The organism is Labrenzia sp. 011 (assembly GCF_003075075.1).
Taxonomy (GTDB): domain Bacteria; phylum Pseudomonadota; class Alphaproteobacteria; order Rhizobiales; family Stappiaceae; genus Roseibium.
The window spans coordinates 17,550-34,501 of sequence record NZ_QCYM01000010.1 but is presented as its reverse complement, the minus strand read 5'-3'; the positions used below and the strand labels follow the sequence as shown (position 1 = coordinate 34,501).

General features: G+C 62.3%; 19 protein-coding genes. 1 reads left to right on the top strand and 18 read right to left on the bottom strand.

Annotated features, from left to right (window positions below):
- Positions 1 to 8: 8 nt before the first annotated feature.
- From ybeY to dnaK, 16 genes are all read right to left on the bottom strand, one after another.
- The gene (gene ybeY / locus DCO57_RS12270) at positions 9 to 524 is read right to left on the bottom strand and encodes an rRNA maturation RNase YbeY (RefSeq protein WP_116699201.1); all 516 of its coding nucleotides are present in this window, start codon (positions 522 to 524) and stop codon (positions 9 to 11) included.
- A gap of 17 nt (positions 525 to 541) precedes the next feature.
- Positions 542 to 1,603 (bottom strand): PhoH family protein, encoded by a 1,062-nt coding sequence (locus tag DCO57_RS12265; RefSeq protein WP_116699308.1) that lies wholly within the window; start codon positions 1,601 to 1,603, stop codon positions 542 to 544.
- A gap of 88 nt (positions 1,604 to 1,691) precedes the next feature.
- Positions 1,692 to 3,176, bottom strand: a complete 1,485-nt coding sequence (gene miaB, locus DCO57_RS12260; protein ID WP_116699200.1) for a tRNA (N6-isopentenyl adenosine(37)-C2)-methylthiotransferase MiaB — start codon at positions 3,174 to 3,176, stop codon at positions 1,692 to 1,694.
- Between the two features lie 126 nt (positions 3,177 to 3,302).
- Positions 3,303 to 4,187: a lysophospholipid acyltransferase family protein gene (locus tag DCO57_RS12255; protein WP_205756144.1), complete on the bottom strand. Its 885-nt coding sequence runs from the start codon at positions 4,185 to 4,187 to the stop codon at positions 3,303 to 3,305.
- Positions 4,180 to 4,629: a Fur family transcriptional regulator gene (locus DCO57_RS12250; RefSeq protein ID WP_116699199.1), complete on the bottom strand. Its 450-nt coding sequence runs from the start codon at positions 4,627 to 4,629 to the stop codon at positions 4,180 to 4,182. The genes DCO57_RS12255 and DCO57_RS12250 overlap by 8 nt, the downstream gene beginning before the upstream one ends.
- A gap of 145 nt (positions 4,630 to 4,774) precedes the next feature.
- A complete protein-coding gene (gene rimI, locus DCO57_RS12245; protein WP_116699198.1) occupies positions 4,775 to 5,263 on the bottom strand; it encodes a ribosomal protein S18-alanine N-acetyltransferase in 489 nt (162 codons plus the stop codon).
- Positions 5,260 to 5,937 carry a tRNA (adenosine(37)-N6)-threonylcarbamoyltransferase complex dimerization subunit type 1 TsaB gene (gene tsaB / locus DCO57_RS12240; protein WP_116699197.1) on the bottom strand — a complete coding sequence of 226 codons (678 nt, stop codon included), beginning with the start codon at positions 5,935 to 5,937 and terminating at the stop codon, positions 5,260 to 5,262. Before tsaB ends, rimI begins: the two co-directional genes overlap by 4 nt.
- Positions 5,938 to 6,147: 210 nt before the next feature.
- Complete coding sequence (locus DCO57_RS12235; protein ID WP_116699196.1) at positions 6,148 to 6,705, bottom strand: NifU family protein; 558 nt, start codon at positions 6,703 to 6,705, stop codon at positions 6,148 to 6,150.
- Between the two features lie 188 nt (positions 6,706 to 6,893).
- The gene (locus tag DCO57_RS12230; RefSeq protein WP_116699195.1) at positions 6,894 to 7,388 is read right to left on the bottom strand and encodes a universal stress protein; all 495 of its coding nucleotides are present in this window, start codon (positions 7,386 to 7,388) and stop codon (positions 6,894 to 6,896) included.
- A 69-nt stretch (positions 7,389 to 7,457) separates the two neighbouring features.
- Positions 7,458 to 8,762, bottom strand: coding sequence for an ATP-dependent protease ATPase subunit HslU (gene hslU / locus DCO57_RS12225; RefSeq protein WP_116699194.1), 1,305 nt, complete (start codon positions 8,760 to 8,762; stop codon positions 7,458 to 7,460).
- Positions 8,763 to 8,765: 3 nt separating this feature from the next.
- On the bottom strand, positions 8,766 to 9,284 hold the full coding sequence (locus DCO57_RS12220) for a GNAT family N-acetyltransferase (protein ID WP_116699193.1): 519 nt from the start codon (positions 9,282 to 9,284) through the stop codon (positions 8,766 to 8,768).
- A gap of 6 nt (positions 9,285 to 9,290) precedes the next feature.
- Positions 9,291 to 9,851: an ATP-dependent protease subunit HslV gene (hslV, locus tag DCO57_RS12215; protein WP_116699192.1), complete on the bottom strand. Its 561-nt coding sequence runs from the start codon at positions 9,849 to 9,851 to the stop codon at positions 9,291 to 9,293.
- 107 nt (positions 9,852 to 9,958) lie between these two features.
- Positions 9,959 to 10,540 (bottom strand): NAD(P)H-dependent oxidoreductase, encoded by a 582-nt coding sequence (locus DCO57_RS12210; RefSeq protein WP_116699191.1) that lies wholly within the window; start codon positions 10,538 to 10,540, stop codon positions 9,959 to 9,961.
- Between the two features lie 132 nt (positions 10,541 to 10,672).
- Complete coding sequence (locus DCO57_RS12205; protein ID WP_116699190.1) at positions 10,673 to 11,335, bottom strand: rRNA adenine N-6-methyltransferase family protein; 663 nt, start codon at positions 11,333 to 11,335, stop codon at positions 10,673 to 10,675.
- A gap of 145 nt (positions 11,336 to 11,480) precedes the next feature.
- On the bottom strand, positions 11,481 to 12,608 hold the full coding sequence (gene dnaJ / locus DCO57_RS12200) for a molecular chaperone DnaJ (protein ID WP_116699189.1): 1,128 nt from the start codon (positions 12,606 to 12,608) through the stop codon (positions 11,481 to 11,483).
- A gap of 163 nt (positions 12,609 to 12,771) precedes the next feature.
- Positions 12,772 to 14,697, bottom strand: a complete 1,926-nt coding sequence (gene dnaK / locus DCO57_RS12195; protein ID WP_116699188.1) for a molecular chaperone DnaK — start codon at positions 14,695 to 14,697, stop codon at positions 12,772 to 12,774.
- A gap of 275 nt (positions 14,698 to 14,972) precedes the next feature.
- Here dnaK and DCO57_RS12190 point away from each other — a divergent pair, with 275 nt between their 5' ends.
- Complete coding sequence (locus DCO57_RS12190; protein WP_116699187.1) at positions 14,973 to 15,599, top strand: alpha-ketoglutarate-dependent dioxygenase AlkB; 627 nt, start codon at positions 14,973 to 14,975, stop codon at positions 15,597 to 15,599.
- Between the two features lie 48 nt (positions 15,600 to 15,647).
- Here DCO57_RS12190 and DCO57_RS12185 read toward each other — a convergent pair whose 3' ends face one another.
- Positions 15,648 to 16,508, bottom strand: a complete 861-nt coding sequence (locus DCO57_RS12185; protein WP_205756143.1) for a hypothetical protein — start codon at positions 16,506 to 16,508, stop codon at positions 15,648 to 15,650.
- 242 nt (positions 16,509 to 16,750) lie between these two features.
- The gene (locus tag DCO57_RS12180; protein ID WP_116699186.1) at positions 16,751 to 16,951 is read right to left on the bottom strand and encodes a hypothetical protein; all 201 of its coding nucleotides are present in this window, start codon (positions 16,949 to 16,951) and stop codon (positions 16,751 to 16,753) included.
- Position 16,952: the final 1 nt, after the last annotated feature.

Here is a 16,952-nt window from a genome sequence, read left to right as displayed (position 1 = left end):
GATGCCACCTAACTGCCGTCCGCCACAAGAGGCCTGTCCGCGTAGGGGTCATCCATGCCCAGAGAGGCCAGAATGGCTTTCTCCAGGCTCTCCATCAGCTCAGCTTCCTCATTATCCTGATGATCATAGTCGAAAAGATGAAGCAAACCATGAACAGTCAGATGGGAAAGATGATCGCCGAAATCAATTCCCAATTCTCCGGCTTCCCGGAAAACGGTCTCATATGCAAAGACTATATCGCCCAGCAGCGGCCCGTAGAGGTCGCCGTCCGGATTGCTTCCGGGAAACGACAGGACGTTCGTCGGCCTGTCCTTGTCCCGCCACTTGCCGTTCAACCGCCGGATACCGGCATCGTCGGTGAAAAGCAGCGAGACTTCCGTATCTTCAAGCACCTCCAGAGGGGCTTCGGCAAAGGCCGCCGAGATCGCCCGGCGTGCCAGCCGGGACAACTCGCCTTCGTCCGGCCAGTCTCCCGCCTCTATGGAGAGATCAATCGCAAATCCATCGGGCAAGGGGCCGGGCATCACTGTTCCAACGGTCTTCAGGTGGCCGCCGCTTCGCGGGCACGGGGTGTGGTTTCCTCCCGGCCGCCGCCGCGCCGGGTTTCGGAATAGCGCCGCTCGCGGGCTTCCGATTCCTCGCGGGAGGCATTGTCGTAGGCCGTGACGATCCGGCCGACGAGCTCGTGGCGGACGACATCGGTCTCATTGAAGCGGATGTGGGACACTTCCCGAATGTCCGTCAGAAGACCCAGGGCCTCCCGAAGCCCGGATTTCTGCCCGGGCGGAAGGTCGATCTGGCTGGGGTCGCCGGTCACGATCATCTTGGAGCCTTCCCCCAGACGGGTCAGGAACATCTTCATCTGCATCGAGGTGGTGTTCTGGGCTTCATCGAGCAGCACAACCGCGTTCGACAGGGTCCGGCCGCGCATGAAGGCAAGCGGGGCGACCTCGATCATGCCGGACTGCAGGCCGCGGTCCACCTTTTCCGCCGGCATCATTTCATAAAGCGCGTCGTAGATCGGGCGCAGATAGGGATCGACCTTGTCCTTCATTTCCCCCGGCAGAAAGCCGAGCCGTTCGCCGGCTTCGACCGCCGGCCGCGACAGGATCAGCCGGGCGACATCGCCGCGTTCCAGAAGCGCCGCCGCATAGGCGACGGCCAGGAAGGTCTTGCCGGTGCCGGCCGGACCGGTGCCGAAGATCAGGTCGGCGCGGTCCATGGCGCGGATATAGGCGTCCTGGGTCGGCGTGCGGGCGACGATGGTCTTGCGGCGGGTGGCGATCTGGGCGAAGGCCAGCCGGGACTTGGGCTCCAGGGTCGGCAGGGGCAATTGCGCATCCGCAGCCGCTGCCATGCGCAGGGCGCCGTCAACATCGCCCGGATGGATCTCCTGCCCCTGCAGAAGACGCTGATACATGGATTCCAGGGCCGTACGCGCCTGCGCGCAACTGGCCTGCGAGCCCTTAAGGGTGACCTGATTGCCGCGCGCAATGGCATCTATGCCCAGCCGCTGCTCGATCAGCGCCAGATTCTGATCGAATTGACCGAAAAGATCTCCAATCAGCCGGTTGTCTTCAAAAGCAAGGACGATATGGGTCATATCGGAGGCCGAAGCGGCGGCGGACGACGGGTCCGGGGACTTGCGGGGAGAAGAGTGGCTGTCACGCGTCAAACGACGTCTCCTGTGGTCAACCGGCCTGAGCCGCCGAAGCCGGGATGGCCCCTGAAAAGTCGCTTTCATCTTGCCCGTCAATCAGGCGCCCGAACAGCGAATTAGATCCTATCTCCACGATTTCCACCGCTTGTATGCTACCGATCAGGCTCTCGGGTGCGTCCAGCTGCACCGGCTGCAGCCACGGCGACTTGCCGACGATCTGGCCGGGATTGCGCCCCTTCTTTTCCACCAGCACGTCGCAGGTCATGCCGAGACGGGACCTGTTGAACGCCTTCTGCTGCTCGCTGACCAGCTCCTGCAAGGCGGCCAGACGCAGGGTTTTCACCTCTTCGGGCACCTGATCGTCCATGGTCGCCCCCGGCGTGCCGGGCCGCTGGCTGTATTTGAAGGAGAAGGCCGAGCCGTAGCCGACACGGCGGATCAGGTCCATCGTATCGTCGAAATCCCGGTCCGTCTCTCCCGGAAAACCGACGATGAAATCGCCGGACAGCGCGATATCGGGCGCCGCATCGCGGATGCGGTCGATCAGACGGAAATAGTCGTCACGGGTGTGCCGCCGGTTCATGGCCTTGAGGATCGCGTCGGACCCGGACTGCACCGGCAGGTGCAGATAGGGCATCAGGCTTTTCAGATCCCTGTGGGCGTCGATGAGGTCGTCATCCATGTCGCGGGGATGGCTGGTGGTGTAGCGCAGCCGGTCCAGGCCGTCGATTTCGGCAAGCCGCCGCAGCAGGCGCCCGAGCCCCCAGGTCGTCCCGTCCGGAGCCACACCGTGATAGGCGTTGACATTCTGACCGAGCAGCGTGATCTCCCGCACCCCGGCAGCGGCCATGCGCCCGGCCTCGTCGACGATCTGTTCCACGGACCGGGACACCTCGGCACCACGGGTATAAGGCACCACGCAGAAGGTGCAGAACTTGTCGCAGCCCTCCTGAACCGTGAGAAAGGCGGATGGCGGCCGCTTTTTCAGCGGCGTTTCGGTGCGCGCGGACAGGTGATCGAATTTCGCGTCGATGTCGAATTCGGTTTCGACAACCCTGTTGCCCTGCCGCGCCCTGTCCAGAAGCGCGGGAAGCTGGTGGTAGCTCTGCGGACCGACGACAAGGTCGACGATGGGTGCGCGGCGGGAAATCTCCGCGCCTTCCGCCTGGGCCACACAGCCGGCAACGCCGACCATCATCTCCTTGCCGGATTTCGCGCGCTCTTCCTTCACCTTGCGGATACGGCCAAGTTCGGAATAGACCTTCTCGGCGGCCTTTTCTCGGATATGGCAGGTGTTGAGAATGACCAGATCCGCGTCTTCCATGGTTTCCGTCGCCTGGAACCCCTCCGGCGCCAGCACATCGGCCATACGTTCGCTGTCATAGACGTTCATCTGGCAGCCGTAGGTGCGCACGAACACCTTGCGCGTGTTTCCTGCCACTGCGCCTGTCTTTTCATCGCTTATCGAAACGGCGGATGCGCTCGTTTCCTGGTCTGCTTCCGGGCGGCTTGTCATTCGCTCCTCGTGGCCTGCGTCACGCGGCCGGCATGTCGTGAGTGTAAGCGCCGTCGGGCGGGATCCTGTTATCCATCGCACCCTTTCCGTCCGCTCGGCCGGGGCCGCGGGCGGCGCTCGCCTAATTCAGGCGCCAGCTTTACCGGTTTTTTCCCCGTTTGAGAAGAACTCCGACGGCTCGATTTCGTCCGAATCGTTGCTTTCGCCCGAATCTTCAATTTCAAACGGCTTCTGCAGCAGGGAGGCGACGGTCATGGCCCGGACTTCCCCCTCCAGTTTGCGCGTCAGCGCCTTCCTGTCCGTGTCGCCGTCCACCAGAACCGGGTCGCCCCAGCGCACGATCACGTCAAGGGCTCCGCGGGTGAAGATGCCCCACAGATGGCCGGCAAGTTCCATGTCGCCGTACCAGGCGACATGCGGGCGATGCGCCCGGCCCATTGGCAAGCCGTAAAAGCCCTGATAGGCGATCGACAGCGGTTGCACCCAGACCTTCGCGCCAGCGCCGTTTCCCACCGCGCGCGTCGCCGCGCCCAGAAGGGCGGAGCGGAAGGGCAGAACGCCGTTGCCGTCATTGGAAGTGCCTTCGGCGAACAGAACCATCGCATCGCCCGCCGCCATGCGGTCGGCGATCGTGTCGGCCACCTCGGCGGTGCGCGCCCGCCTTGCCCGGTCGACGAATACCGTACGCTGAAGTTTGGCGAACAGTCCGAAGACCGGCCAGCCGGAGACTTCCGACTTGGCGATGAAGGACAGGGGCATGAGCGAGCCGATGACCGTGATGTCGACCCAGGAAGCATGATTGGCGGTGATCAGCAGTGGCCTGTCGGGACAGGGGCGGCCGATCTGGCGGATACGGATGCCGACCAGCCGTGTGGCGATCACATGCCAGAGCTGCGGCAGTTTCCGGCGCATGGGAAGCTGCAGCCGGATCGCGATCCATTGCAGCGGAATGAGGATCAGCGAAACAATCGTCAGAGCGAAAATAATCAGAACGGCCCTGATTTCAGCCATTGTCCTTTTCGTCCTTCGAAAGATCGAGGGGAACGCCATAGAGTTCCAGCCGGTGATCGACCAGCTTGTAGCCGAGTTTCCTGGCAATGAAATCCTGCAGGGCTTCGATGTCCTCGTTCCGGAATTCGATCACCTGGCCGCTGCGCAAGTCGATGAGATGATCGTGATGCTCCTCCGGAACGGTCTCGTAGCGCGAACGGCCGTCCCGGAAGTCGTGCCGTTCGATCATCCCCGCGTCCTCGAACAGCTTCACGGTCCGGTACACGGTGGAAATGGAAATCCCCGGATCGATGGCGACGGAGCGACGGTAAAGCTCCTCGACATCCGGGTGCTCTTCCGAGGCTTCCTCGATCACCGTGGCAATGACCCGCCGCTGCTCGGTCATGCGCATGCCTTTTGCGATACACATATCCGCTAGCGTAAAGTGCTCTTCGTCCGCCATTGAGATGCCGCCCGCTGGTATTTCCCGTTTGCCGGGGCATTCCGCGTCCGCTTGACACGCAGGAGATGCCCGACCCTTCAAAATCGATCGAATTTCCGCCCTCCGATCAATCGCGACCGGAGGAACGTCAAGTCAGCTACAGCGCTTATCGAAGATCAATGCGCATGACAAGCGCCGTACCGTCGCCGTCGCTGTCGCCGTAATAGCCCTTGCGGCGGCCGACTTCCTTGAAGCCAAGTCCCCGGTAAAGCAGCAATGCGCTGTCATTCGCCGCATCGACTTCCAGAAACAGATGCCGGCAGCGCTCCGCATACAGGCGAAAGAGGCCCGCTTCCATCAGCTTCTTGCCGATCCCCCGGCCGCGCTGACGGGCGTTCACGGCGATGGTGATCACTTCCGCCTCGTCGGCGGCCGTTCTGAGAATCAGGAAACCGAGCGCGCCCCGAGTGCCGTAAGGACTGGCCCGCCGGGCGACCAGGAAAGTGACGCCGTCCTGGGCCTTCATCCGCCCGAGTTCATCGACATTCCAGTTGTGCGCGAAGGAGGCTGCGTGAATTTCGGCAATCTTCGGCAGATCCTCGTCCAGCGCCTCTTCCACAACAGGCGGCTGGGTCCAGAACCACCAGAAACTCATTGCCGTTCAATCCTTCCCTTGGTCTGGGGCGTCGCATCGGGCGGCCGCAGATACAGCGGCGAAGGAGCCGCTTTCTCCGGAACCGCGGTGAGTCCCAGTTCGGCCACATCGCGAATACCCGGATAGCCGCTGCGGGACAAGATCCGGGCTGCCGGTATGGCGAGCGCTTCCGCAACGCTGTCAGCCGCGGAGCCCGCCAACCTTATGCCCTCCGGCAATGTCACCGCAAGATCCTTCAGGGTCCGCACACTTGCCTCGCCGGCAGGGTTGCCGGCAGAAGTGAATTCCTGGCAGTAGACCTCGTCCCCCTTGCCCGTCAGCGCGACCAGCAGCGGGGGGCCATCGTCCTGCGGGGCGGCTTGCCGGGCAATCGCCGCCAGCGTGGTGATGCCGACGACCGGCGTGCCGAGGACAAGTCCGAACCCGCGCGCCACGGAAAGACCGACACGCAAGCCGGTGAAGCTTCCCGGCCCGATGGTGACGACAACCCGGTCCAGGTCGGTGAAGGCGGTGGAGGTTTCGGCCATCACCTCGCCGATCATGTCCATCAGCCGTTCCGCGTGGCCACGGCCGATTTCCTCGCCGCAGGCCTCGAAGCATGCGGTCCCGGCGCCGTCGTCGAGGACAGCGGCGGCACAATTGGCAAGAGCGGTATCGATGGCCAGGAGGCGCATTTCAGGTCAATCGCTGTTCGTTCGGATTGCGGTTGGCGGCAGAGGCCGCTTCAATCCCTCCCCATGCCACTAACCCGCGCGGCGCGCAGAGTCGAGCCGCGCTTTGGACCTAAGCCCAAAGGGGGGCTTGCCTTCCACAGAGATCGGACATCGGAAATAGAAAAGGCCCGGCACACCGGCCGGACCTTTGAAATCAGGACTGAATTCCGCTCAGATCGGGCGGACTTCCTCAACTTCCGGCACGAAATGCTTCAAAAGGTTCTGGATGCCGTGCTGCAGCGTCGCGGTGGACGAGGGGCAGCCGGCGCAGGCGCCGCGCATCGACAGATAGACGATGCCTTCCTTGAAACCCTTGAAGGTGATGTCGCCGCCATCCTGGGCAACCGCCGGGCGGACCCGCGTTTCCAGAAGTTCCTTGATGGTGTTGACCGTCTCGGAGTCGCTGTCCTCGAAGAACTCGCCTTCTTCCGTGTCTTCGCTTTCCCCGGAGATCATGACCGGCTGACCGGACATGAACTGCTCCATGATCACACCGAGGATCGCCGGCTTCATGTGCTGCCAGTCGGTATCGTCCTTGGTCACCGTCACGAAGTCGTGGCCGAAAAACACGGCCTCGACACCGGGGACATCGAAGAGCTTCTGCGCAAGGGGAGACACGGCTGCATCCGCCCGGGAGCGGAAGTCATATGTGCCTTCCGGCAGGACCACGCGGCCCGGCAGAAACTTCAGGGTCGCCGGATTCGGCGTTGCTTCTGTTTGAATGAACATCTTGTGTTGTCCTAGCGCTGGTTCAACGCGTCCAGTTGCCGGTCGTGTCTTGCGTCTCTCCATCGCAAAACACCGATGAATGCTTCTATCGCATCTTCGATCAGTTTGGAACCATTAAAAACTAGATAGGAAGAGATCTCCGCCGGTCAAGCGCAACGGCCGAGATCATTCCAGGTTTCTCCCCCGGATCATGCCAGGGCGGAGATGGAATCGTCATCCAGATTGCCCGGCACGATGGTCACCGGGATGGGAAAGGGGCTCCCCGCCTTTCCGGCGATGGAGGACACGAGAGGCCCGGGCCCTTCCGATCCGGTGCCGGCCGCCAGCACCAGGATGGCGATATCGGCATCCGATTCGATCAGTTCCAGGATCTCATCGGCCTTGCTGCCTTCACGCACGACGGTTTCCGGTTCCGTCCGGGCGACGGAGCGGACACGCTCGGCGGCCTTGGCAAGGGTTGCTTCTGCTTCCTCCTGCGCCTCGGCCCGCATGATGTCCTCAACTCCCAGCCAATGCTGGAAGTCGCCCGGTGCGATGATATAGACCAGCGTCACGACACCGCCGGTGCGCGCCGCCCGTTTGGCGGCGTATACGATCGCCCGGTCGCATTCGGGCGTATCGTCGACCACGACCAGAAATTTCCGGCGGTGGCCTTCCTCGTTGCTTTTTCGAATAGCTACCATGGGCGCATGCTGCCACCGGCGCGTGCGCATCGCAAGCGGCGAAATTGCCGCTGGCAATGCGCCCGCCCGTTAAAGAATGAACTTCGAAAGATCGACATTCTTGGCAAGGTCGCCGATGTTTTCCCGGACAAATTCCCCGGTGATCTCAATCGTTTCCCCGGAACGGTCCGGCGCGGTGAAGGAAATCTCGTCCAGGATCCGTTCCATCACGGTCTGCAGACGGCGGGCACCGATGTTTTCGACCGACGCATTCAGATCAACCGCAACCGAGGCAATTTCCTCGATCGCATCGTCGGTGAAGGACAGGGTGACCTCCTCGGTTTCCATCAGCGCCACATACTGCTTTATCAGGCTGGCTTCCGGCTCGGTGAGGATGGCCCGGAAATCCTCCTTCGTCAGGGCGCGCAGCTCCACGCGGATCGGCAGGCGGCCCTGCAGCTCCGGCAGGAGATCGGACGGCTTGGCGACATGGAACGCGCCGGACGCTATGAACAGGATATGGTCGGTCTTCACCGGTCCGTGCTTGGTGGAAACCACCGTTCCCTCGATCAGCGGCAGCAGATCGCGCTGCACGCCCTCGCGCGAGACATCGCCGCCTGCCCGGCCTTCGCGGGCACAGATCTTGTCGATCTCGTCCAGGAACACGATGCCGGAATTCTCGACCAGGGAAATCGCTTCCTCGACAACCTTGTCCTCGTCGAGGAGCTTGTCCGATTCCTCGTTGATCAGCAGATCGTAGGATTCGCTCACGGTTGTCCGCTTGGTCTTGGTCTGTCCGCCAAAAGCCTTTCCGAGCAGGTCGGACATGTTCATGACCCCGACGCTCGCGCCGGGCATGCCGGGCAGGTCGAAGCTCGGCATCTGCGACTGGGCCCGAACCTCGACCTCGATTTCCTTGTCATCCATCTCGCCTTCGCGCAGTTTCTTGCGGAAGCTGTCGCGGGTCGCCGGGCTGGCGTTCTTGCCGACAAGGGCGTCGAGAACACGGTCCTCGGCCAGGATATGCGCCTTGGCCTTCACCGCCTCGCGCTTCTTGTCGCGCACCAGCGAGATGCCGGTTTCCACCAGATCGCGGATGATCTGCTCGACGTCGCGGCCGACATAACCCACTTCGGTGAACTTCGTCGCTTCCACCTTGGTGAAAGGGGCATTGGCCAGTTTGGCCAGGCGACGGGAGATTTCGGTCTTGCCGACCCCGGTCGGCCCGATCATCAGGATATTCTTCGGCAGAACCTCCTCACGCATCTGGCCCTGAAGCTGCTGCCGCCGCCAGCGATTGCGCAGGGCAATGGCGACCGCGCGCTTGGCGTCCTTCTGGCCGACAATGTAGCGGTCGAGTTCGGAAACAATCTCACGCGGAGAAAAATCGCTCATTTTCTAAGACACGCCTTTCGTGTTTACCAGTTCCATAAGCAGGTTGTTGCCCGTGCGGCCCTTCAGCTCAGCCATCTCGCGAAATCCCGCCTTGCGACAGGCTTTCACGGCGCGCTGGTTGGCGGGGTCGGGATCCATGAGGATCCGTTCGTGGCCCTCGCGGCGCAATTTGCCGACAAATGCCTGCAACACCTTCGTTCCGTATCCTTTGGACAGCACCGACCCGTCGGCAAGCGCCAGATCGACTCCGACCGCATCCATCGGCAGCAGAGCCAACCAGGGAGAGGCGGCAACAGCGTCGGGTCCTTGCTGATCCTTCACATGCCAGACCTGTGTGTATCCCGCGTCGCGGCCATCGAACCGGAAGATGAAGGGCTTCGTGGTATCATGCCCTCCGATCTTCTCGCGAAGCTTATCAAGTGCCTCTGCCGGCTCGCCCCACCATTCGCGCCAGTGCGGGCGCGCCATCCAGTCCGCGAGGATCGGCAGATCTTCACTTGTGACCGGACGGAACGGGACCATGACCGCCTACCCGGCCGTATCCAGGGATTCGACCGTCACGCTTTCATTGGTGTAGACGCAGATTTCGGCCGCCACGGCCATGGCCTTGCGGGCAATGGTTTCCGCGTCATGATCCGAATCGGCCAGTGCACGACCGGCCGCCAGCGCATAGTTGCCGCCGGACCCGATGCCCATCATGCCGCCTTCCGGTTCCAGCACATCACCGGTTCCGGTCAGGACCAGCGAGACATTCCTGTCGGCCACAAGCATCATTGCTTCCAGGCGGCGCAGATAGCGGTCGGTCCGCCAGTCCTTGGCAAGTTCCACACAGGCGCGCATGAGCTGGCCAGGATATTGTTCCAGCTTGGCTTCAAGGCGCTCGAACAGCGTGAAGGCATCGGCGGTGGCGCCGGCAAAACCGGCAATCACTTCGCCCTTGGCAAGCGGCCGTACCTTGCGGGCCGTGTGCTTGATCACCGTCTGGCCGAGAGAGACCTGACCGTCACCGGCAATCACGACCTTGCCGCCCTTGCGCACCATCATGATCGTCGTACCGTGCCATTGGGCCGGTTCGCGCGTTTCGCTCATTCAATCCTCTTGAGTCTTGTGTCGCTGACGCACTATGTAGGCGGCAATGGCGGCATTTCCAAGCAATCAATGGTCATTCCGGACACCGCCTGCTGCGCCGGACCGTCTCAGGCCCCCTTCACCGGGTATGACCTGGCCGCCCTGAGGAGGGCATCAACCAGCTTGTCCAGCTGACCGTCCGCCCGCTCGTCGATCAAGTCGCCGGCTTCGTCAAAGGCGCTCGCGGCCGTTGCCACCGAAACCATCTGGGGCAGGACCATGGCGCCAAGACCGACTTCCAGTATCGTGCGCATGCCGATCAGCCCGCGCATGCCGCCAAGGGCCCCGGGCGAGGCTGCCCCCAGCGCGAAGACCCTGTTCCTGAAGGCATCGCCCGGTTCCTTCACCCGGCTGATCCAGTCGAGGGTGTTTTTCAGCAGCGGGGCGATGCCGGCGTTGTATTCCGGACACGCCAGAAACACCCCGTCCTGCACCTCCAGGAGCCGTTTGAGCTTTCGCGCATTCTCCGGAACGCCTCCCTCAGCCTCGAGATCGCCGTCATAGACCGGCAACGGATAATCCTTCAGCGAAAGCCGGGTGACCTGCGCATCGAGAATTGCCAGCCGCTTGGCCACCAGCGCGGCAAGCCTGCCGTTGAAGGAGCCGCTCCGCGTGGAGCCGGAACACACAAGTATTCGGGGGTGTCGCATGAAAACTGTCCGCTTTGAAAATCCGGATATACGCCATGGTGCTGTCAAAGTTTGGCGACCCAGCGGCTCCGGAACCGGCTCCACGGCGTTTCAGCGGCTTCCGGAAGCTCTCGCGGTCAGCTGACCGCACATCTAGTGCCCCTTGCGGTAGACCCATACCCGCGCGGGCGGAAGATTTTTCCAGACCCACTCGGAGGAAATGACCGATACCCCGCGCCCGGTCAATTTGACCGGTGCGGCAAGGCCGTAGGAAAACTGTATGAACGGTGCTCCCGGCTTGAGCAGCTCCAGAGCTTCCTCCAGCAGTGCGTGCCGGACCGCTTCGGGACGGGTCAGCAGCGGCAGGGAGGACACAATGCCGTCAAGCAGGTGGTTCTGTTGCGCGTTGCCCGCGAGAAAACCGCCGGGCTTGTTCAGCGTTGCCCGCAGGGCATAGGCGTCCCCCTGAAGAACCGTCATCCCCGGATAGCGCAGGTTCAGAAGGTCGCAGAAATCGGCGCTGTATTCAACGAGATTGAGATGGTCATGAGCGAAGCCGCGCTCGACAAGAGCCCTGGTCACGACGCCGGTCCCCGGTCCGAGTTCCACCACGCGGGAACGGGGCGAAGGCGACAGGAAGGATGCCATCCGGGCGGCAAGGTCCGGGCCGGAAGGGGTCACGGCGCCGGTTCGCAACGGGTTCTGCGCCCAGGAGCGGATGAACTTGACCTCATCCAGCACCCTGGTTCGCACGGCATTGACCCTGTTGAGCCTCCGCCTGAGAGACTCGACGCGATTACCGTTACGCTTCAGCATGTTACCTCACCCGCATCCATCCGGCGAATATAGGGAGGTTTGCAGGCGGATGCTACCTGCGAGCGCACGGATTGCGCACTTAAATATCACGGAGCATCGATTTCGTCCCCCTGACCGGAGGAGGCATGATCGATTTGCCCGGGGGTCACGCACCGAGATTGTCGATGAATTCCTTCACCTTGGAGAAGAAGCCCGCGGACTCGGGATGATTTTCGCCCGAGGATTCCTGTTCGAATTCGGCAAGAAGTTCACGCTGGCGCCTGGTCAGATTGGTCGGCGTTTCAACGGTCACCTGAATATACATGTCACCGTGCTGGCTGGAGCGCATGATCGGCATGCCCTTGCCGCGCAACCGGAACTGCTTGCCGGTCTGCGTGCCTTCGGGGACTTTCACCCTGCTGGTCGATCCGTCGACGGTGGGAACATCGAACTGGCCGCCGAGAGTGGCCGTCGACATGGAAATCGGCACCCTGCAGTAAAGATCCGCGCCGTCGCGCTGGAACAGCTCGTGCGGGCGGACCGACAGGAAGATATAGAGATCGCCCGCGGGACCTCCACGGACACCGGCCTCGCCCTCACCGGCAAGACGGATGCGGGTGCCATCCTCGATGCCTGCCGGAATATTGACCGACAGGGTGCGCTCCTGGGTCTTGCGCCCGGAGCCGCCGCAGCTATCGCAGGGGTCGGTGATGACCTGACCGCGACCCTGACAGGTCGGGCAGGTGCGCTCCAGCGTGAAGAAGCCCTGCGCCGCCCGCACGCGGCCGGCGCCACCGCAGGTGCGGCAGGTGGACGGACTGGTGCCAGGCTTTGCGCCGGAACCGGAACACTCTTCGCAGGTGATGGTGGAGGGGACCTCGATCTCCACCGTCTTGCCGGTGAAGGCATCTTCCAGCGAGATGTCCAGATTGTAGCGCAGGTCCGCCCCGCGTTCGCGTCCGCCGGCGCGGCGAGCGCCGCCCATCCCGAAAAATTCCTCGAATATGTCCGACATGGTCGACGAGAAATCCTGCGCGCCGCCACCACCGCCGCCGCCAAAGCCGCCATTTTCAAAGGCGGCATGGCCGAAACGGTCGTAAGCGGCCCGCTTCTGCTCGTCTTTCAGCGCATCGTAGGCTTCGTTGATTTCCTTGAACTTTGCTTCGGCTTCGGAATCGCCCGGATTCCTGTCCGGGTGGTACTCCATGGCCATCTTGCGATAGGCGCTTTTCAGCACCTTGCCATCCGCGTCGCGCGAAACACCCAGCACTTCATAGAAATCACGTTTTGACATCAAGATCTCTCGGTCTTGTTGTTGCACCGTCGGCTGCCAGGATCTGTCCGGCGCCCATTACGGCGAAGGCGCCGGGCACAAGCGCCCTTGTCATCAGGCAGGCAAGCATCCGGCGCCATGAATGACGCGGCCAGCCCGTTACCGGGCCGGCCGCAGGTCTGGTTTATGCAGATTTCTTGTCGTCGTCGTCTTTGACTTCTTCAAAATCCGCATCGACAACATCGTCTTCGGCCTTGGCTTCGGCTTCTTCGCCGCCGCCTTCACCGTCAGCCTGGGCTTCGGCCTGGGCCGCCTGATACATGGCTTCGCCAAGTTTCATGGACGATTCCGCCAGGGCCTGTGTCTTGGACTTGATGTCTTCCAGGTCTTCGCCTTCCAGAGACGTCTTCAGGGAAGCCAGAGCGGTTTCGATCGCGGACTTGTCCTCTTCGGAAACCTTGTCGCCGTAATCCTTCAGCGACTTTTCGGTGGAATGGACCAGGGATTCGCCCTGGTTTCTGGTTTCCACCAGCTCCTTGCGCTTCTTGTCCTCGTCGGCGTGCGATTCGGCGTCCTTGATCATCTGTTCGATGTCGGTGTCGCTGAGGCCGCCGGAGGCCTGGATGCGGATCTGCTGTTCCTTGCCGGTCCCCTTGTCCTTCGCGGACACGTTGACGATGCCGTTGGCATCGATGTCGAAGGTGACCTCGATCTGCGGAACGCCGCGCGGTGCGGGCGGCAGGCCGACAAGATCGAACTGGCCGAGAACCTTGTTGTCCGCCGCCATTTCACGTTCACCCTGGAAGACCCGGATGGTCACGGCCGTCTGATTGTCTTCAGCGGTCGAGAACACCTGGCTCTTCTTGGTCGGGATCGTCGTGTTGCGGTCGATCAGGCGGGTGAAGACACCACCGAGTGTCTCGATACCCAGCGACAGCGGGGTCACGTCGAGCAGCAGGACGTCCTTGACGTCACCCTGCAGCACGCCGGCCTGAATGGCCGCGCCCATGGCAACGACTTCGTCCGGGTTGACGCCCTTGTGGGGCTCCTTGCCGAAGAAGGTCTTCACGGTTTCCTGGATCTTCGGCATGCGTGTCATGCCGCCGACCAGAACCACTTCGTCCACTTCACCGGTCGCAAGGCCGGCATCTTTCAGCGCTGCCTTCATCGGGGGAATGGTGCGCTTGACCAGGTCTTCCACCAGCGATTCGAATTTCGCGCGGGTCAGCTTCAGGGTCAGGTGCTTCGGACCGGATGCATCCGCCGTGATGAACGGCAGGTTGATTTCGGTCTGCGACGAGGAAGAAAGCTCAATCTTGGCTTTTTCGGCGGCCTCTTTGAGGCGCTGCAGAGCCAGCTTGTCATTCTTCAGATCGATGCCCTGGTCCTTCTTGAACTCGGACGCGAGGTAGTCGACGAGAACCATGTCGAAATCTTCACCGCCGAGGAACGTGTCGCCGTTGGTGGATTTCACTTCGAAGACGCCGTCGCCGATTTCCAGGATGGAAACGTCGAAGGTGCCGCCGCCAAGGTCATAGACCGCGATGGTCTTGCCTTCGGTCTTGTCGAGACCATAGGCCAGAGCGGCTGCCGTCGGCTCGTTGATGATGCGCAGGACTTCCAGGCCCGCGATCTTGCCGGCGTCCTTGGTGGCCTGACGCTGGGCGTCGTTGAAATAGGCCGGGACGGTGATAACCGCCTGGGAAACCGTTTCGCCCAGGAAGCTTTCCGCCGTTTCCTTCATCTTCTGAAGGATGAAGGCGGAGACCTGCGACGGAGAATATTTCTCGCCGTTGGCTTCCACCCAGGCATCACCATTGTCAGCCTTGACGATTTCGAACGGAACCAGCTTCTTGTCCTTGGCGACGGTCGGATCTTCGTACCGACGGCCGATCAGGCGCTTGACCGCGAACAGGGTGTTCGTCGGGTTGGTGACCGCCTGGCGTTTCGCCGGCTGGCCAACGAGACGCTCTCCGTCGTCCGAAAATGCCACCATGGATGGGGTGGTCCGGGCGCCTTCGGCGTTTTCGATAACTTTGGGTTCCTTGCCGTCCATGACGGCGACGCACGAATTGGTCGTGCCGAGGTCGATACCGATGACCTTTGCCATATCTGCCTCTCTTTCTAGCAAACCGAATAGACCCATGAAGGCGTCAGTCCGGCTCCTCTCAGTTGGGTTCCGGGATTGTCCCGGACATCGCGCCGGAACTTTCGGTTCGGGAATGGCGCGAAGCTTGAGTGCTATATAGGTGGATGAAACTTTGCCTGCAAGCCGTCTGTGGACGGACACATAGCAGACAGGCCCTCTCATGCCCGATATTTCTTCCCGGAAAGTTACCGGAGGCGGGGGCTGCGGCCCGTCACGCGATGCGCTAATAGTTCGTCATGAAGGATTTGTCACTCAACGGCCCGAGCGGCCTCGGCTATCTGCCCGGCTATTTCGACCGCGATGCCCAGGAGGCTTTGCTGGCGGAAATCCGCGCGGTTGTCGCCCGGGCACCGTTCTACAGACCCGTCATGCCCCGGACCGGCAAGCCCTTTACCGTCCGGATGAGCAACTGCGGTCCGCTCGGCTGGGTTTCGGATATCAACGGCTACCGCTATCAGCCGCTTCACCCGGACACCGGACTTCCCTGGCCGGCGCTGCCGGCGCGCCTGACCGCCCTGTGGAGAGACATTGCGCCGCAGGCACCCGACCCGGAAGCCTGCCTCATCAACTATTATGAGGAAAGCGCCCGAATGGGCCTGCACCAGGATCGCGACGAGGAGACGTTCGAGGCCCCGGTCATTTCGGTTTCCCTCGGCGACACGGCCACCTTCCGCGTCGGCGGCCTGACCCGGAAGGATCCGACGAAGTCCTTCCGGCTGCAGTCCGGTGACGTCGTCGTGCTCGCAGGAGAGGCGCGTCTCGCCTTCCACGGTATCGACCGGGTGCTTACAGGCACATCGACGCTGCTGAAGAACGGCGGACGGATCAACCTCACGCTCAGACGGGTGACACACCCCGCATGAGGGTCCGGGCAGGTGGCGGGCAGCCGCTTGCTGCCCGGGACACTGTCGTCACGCCGCGGCCGGTACGGCGCGGATCACGCAGACTTCGTGGTAGAGCGGCGTATCCGGGTTCCGGTCGAGCAGGGTCTGCGCCTCGCTGGCGGACAAGGGGCTGGCGCCCTCCGCATCCGCGAAAAACGCGCAGACCAGATCCTTTTCCAGCCCGGTGCCCTTCAATGCCTTTTCAAGCATGACGAAGAACGAGATATCGGTCCCCGCATCCTGGCGGACGATCTGGGAATACAGCTTTTCCGGCCGGAATCCATTGGCTTCGAACATTTCGAAAATAATGCCGGTTCCGATCCGGCAACCGAAATTCATGATCACCTGCGCGGCCGGCGCGTGGTCCCGGATGCGGCGCAGCAGCGCCTCGTTCAGACCCAGTCCTACCGAATTGAACGGATATTGGTCGAAAGCCGCCCAAGGATAATAATGAGCGATGTGGTCGTCAGCCTTTTCTTCCGCGCTCTCCGGCAGTTCGACGGACTGGGCCTCGCGAAAAGCCGTCAGCCGCCCGTCACCGGGATCGCCAACCTGCGGCAGACAGGCGATGATGACATCGGTCTCGGCGATCCGGGTCCGGGCTTCGTCGGTATCGATCAGGCTCACGGCGCCTCTGACCGGATGGAACATGTCGGCTTCTTCCGGAGCCAGGCTCCTGACGTTGCGCTCGGCCAGAACAACCAGCCGCGGGTCCAGATCGCTGCCCGACACATGCGCGACCCCGCACATGCGCAGGAGGAAGGCCACATTGATCCCGGTGCCGATACCCACTTCATAAATACGCTTGCCGGACAGCCCGGCGCGCTCCAGACCTTTCTGGAACGTCTCCGTCCAGGGGTCGGTCGGATCGAAAGCGAAATCCGGCACTTCCGGACTGATCCCATCGGCAGAACCCGGAACAGACGTTCCGGCTGGCATTTCGTCAACATTCAGATCGGGCAAAAAATCAGTTCCTTGTCTGCCTGCCGCATCGAACAGGCTGTCGCATCCCGCCGGCAAGCTGTCTCCCGGCCCGGACACGACGTGTTTGCAAATTTTTCCGCGCGGGAGCCGCAGCGGACACGGCTGTTCGCGGGCGCGATGCGGACGCCCCTGAAGCCTGAAAAGCGTTATTGCGGACGGGAGACCAGCCGAACGGCTTCACCGTGCCGCCCGAGCGAACGGCGCAATCTGTCCTGGTCGCACCCTGCGTCCACGAGGATCTCCAACGGCAGGGCGTTGTCGACCAGCCCAACCAGCGCCTGCTTGATCCGCAAAAGGGTGGGCGCTGCGGATAATCCGTTGCAGTCTATTGCGTTCGTAATGTCCATG

Coding starts and splice junctions, on each gene's coding strand:
- DCO57_RS12235 (WP_116699196.1), bottom strand. CDS start 6,705: ATGTTCATTCAAACAGAAGCAACGCCGAATCCGGCGACCCTGAAGTTT.
- dnaJ (WP_116699189.1), bottom strand. CDS start 12,608: ATGTCAAAACGTGATTTCTATGAAGTGCTGGGTGTTTCGCGCGACGCG.
- ybeY (WP_116699201.1), bottom strand. CDS start 524: ATGCCCGGCCCCTTGCCCGATGGATTTGCGATTGATCTCTCCATAGAG.
- hslU (WP_116699194.1), bottom strand. CDS start 8,762: ATGAGCGATTTTTCTCCGCGTGAGATTGTTTCCGAACTCGACCGCTAC.
- DCO57_RS12205 (WP_116699190.1), bottom strand. CDS start 11,335: ATGCTGAAGCGTAACGGTAATCGCGTCGAGTCTCTCAGGCGGAGGCTC.
- DCO57_RS12230 (WP_116699195.1), bottom strand. CDS start 7,388: ATGGTAGCTATTCGAAAAAGCAACGAGGAAGGCCACCGCCGGAAATTT.
- dnaK (WP_116699188.1), bottom strand. CDS start 14,697: ATGGCAAAGGTCATCGGTATCGACCTCGGCACGACCAATTCGTGCGTC.
- DCO57_RS12220 (WP_116699193.1), bottom strand. CDS start 9,284: ATGGTCCCGTTCCGTCCGGTCACAAGTGAAGATCTGCCGATCCTCGCG.
- DCO57_RS12250 (WP_116699199.1), bottom strand. CDS start 4,629: ATGGCGGACGAAGAGCACTTTACGCTAGCGGATATGTGTATCGCAAAA.
- DCO57_RS12265 (WP_116699308.1), bottom strand. CDS start 1,603: ATGACCCATATCGTCCTTGCTTTTGAAGACAACCGGCTGATTGGAGAT.
- rimI (WP_116699198.1), bottom strand. CDS start 5,263: ATGAGTTTCTGGTGGTTCTGGACCCAGCCGCCTGTTGTGGAAGAGGCG.
- DCO57_RS12180 (WP_116699186.1), bottom strand. CDS start 16,951: ATGGACATTACGAACGCAATAGACTGCAACGGATTATCCGCAGCGCCC.
- hslV (WP_116699192.1), bottom strand. CDS start 9,851: ATGAGCGAAACGCGCGAACCGGCCCAATGGCACGGTACGACGATCATG.
- miaB (WP_116699200.1), bottom strand. CDS start 3,176: ATGACAAGCCGCCCGGAAGCAGACCAGGAAACGAGCGCATCCGCCGTT.
- tsaB (WP_116699197.1), bottom strand. CDS start 5,937: ATGCGCCTCCTGGCCATCGATACCGCTCTTGCCAATTGTGCCGCCGCT.
- DCO57_RS12190 (WP_116699187.1), top strand. CDS start 14,973: ATGAAGGATTTGTCACTCAACGGCCCGAGCGGCCTCGGCTATCTGCCC.
- DCO57_RS12210 (WP_116699191.1), bottom strand. CDS start 10,540: ATGCGACACCCCCGAATACTTGTGTGTTCCGGCTCCACGCGGAGCGGC.
- DCO57_RS12255 (WP_205756144.1), bottom strand. CDS start 4,187: ATGGCTGAAATCAGGGCCGTTCTGATTATTTTCGCTCTGACGATTGTT.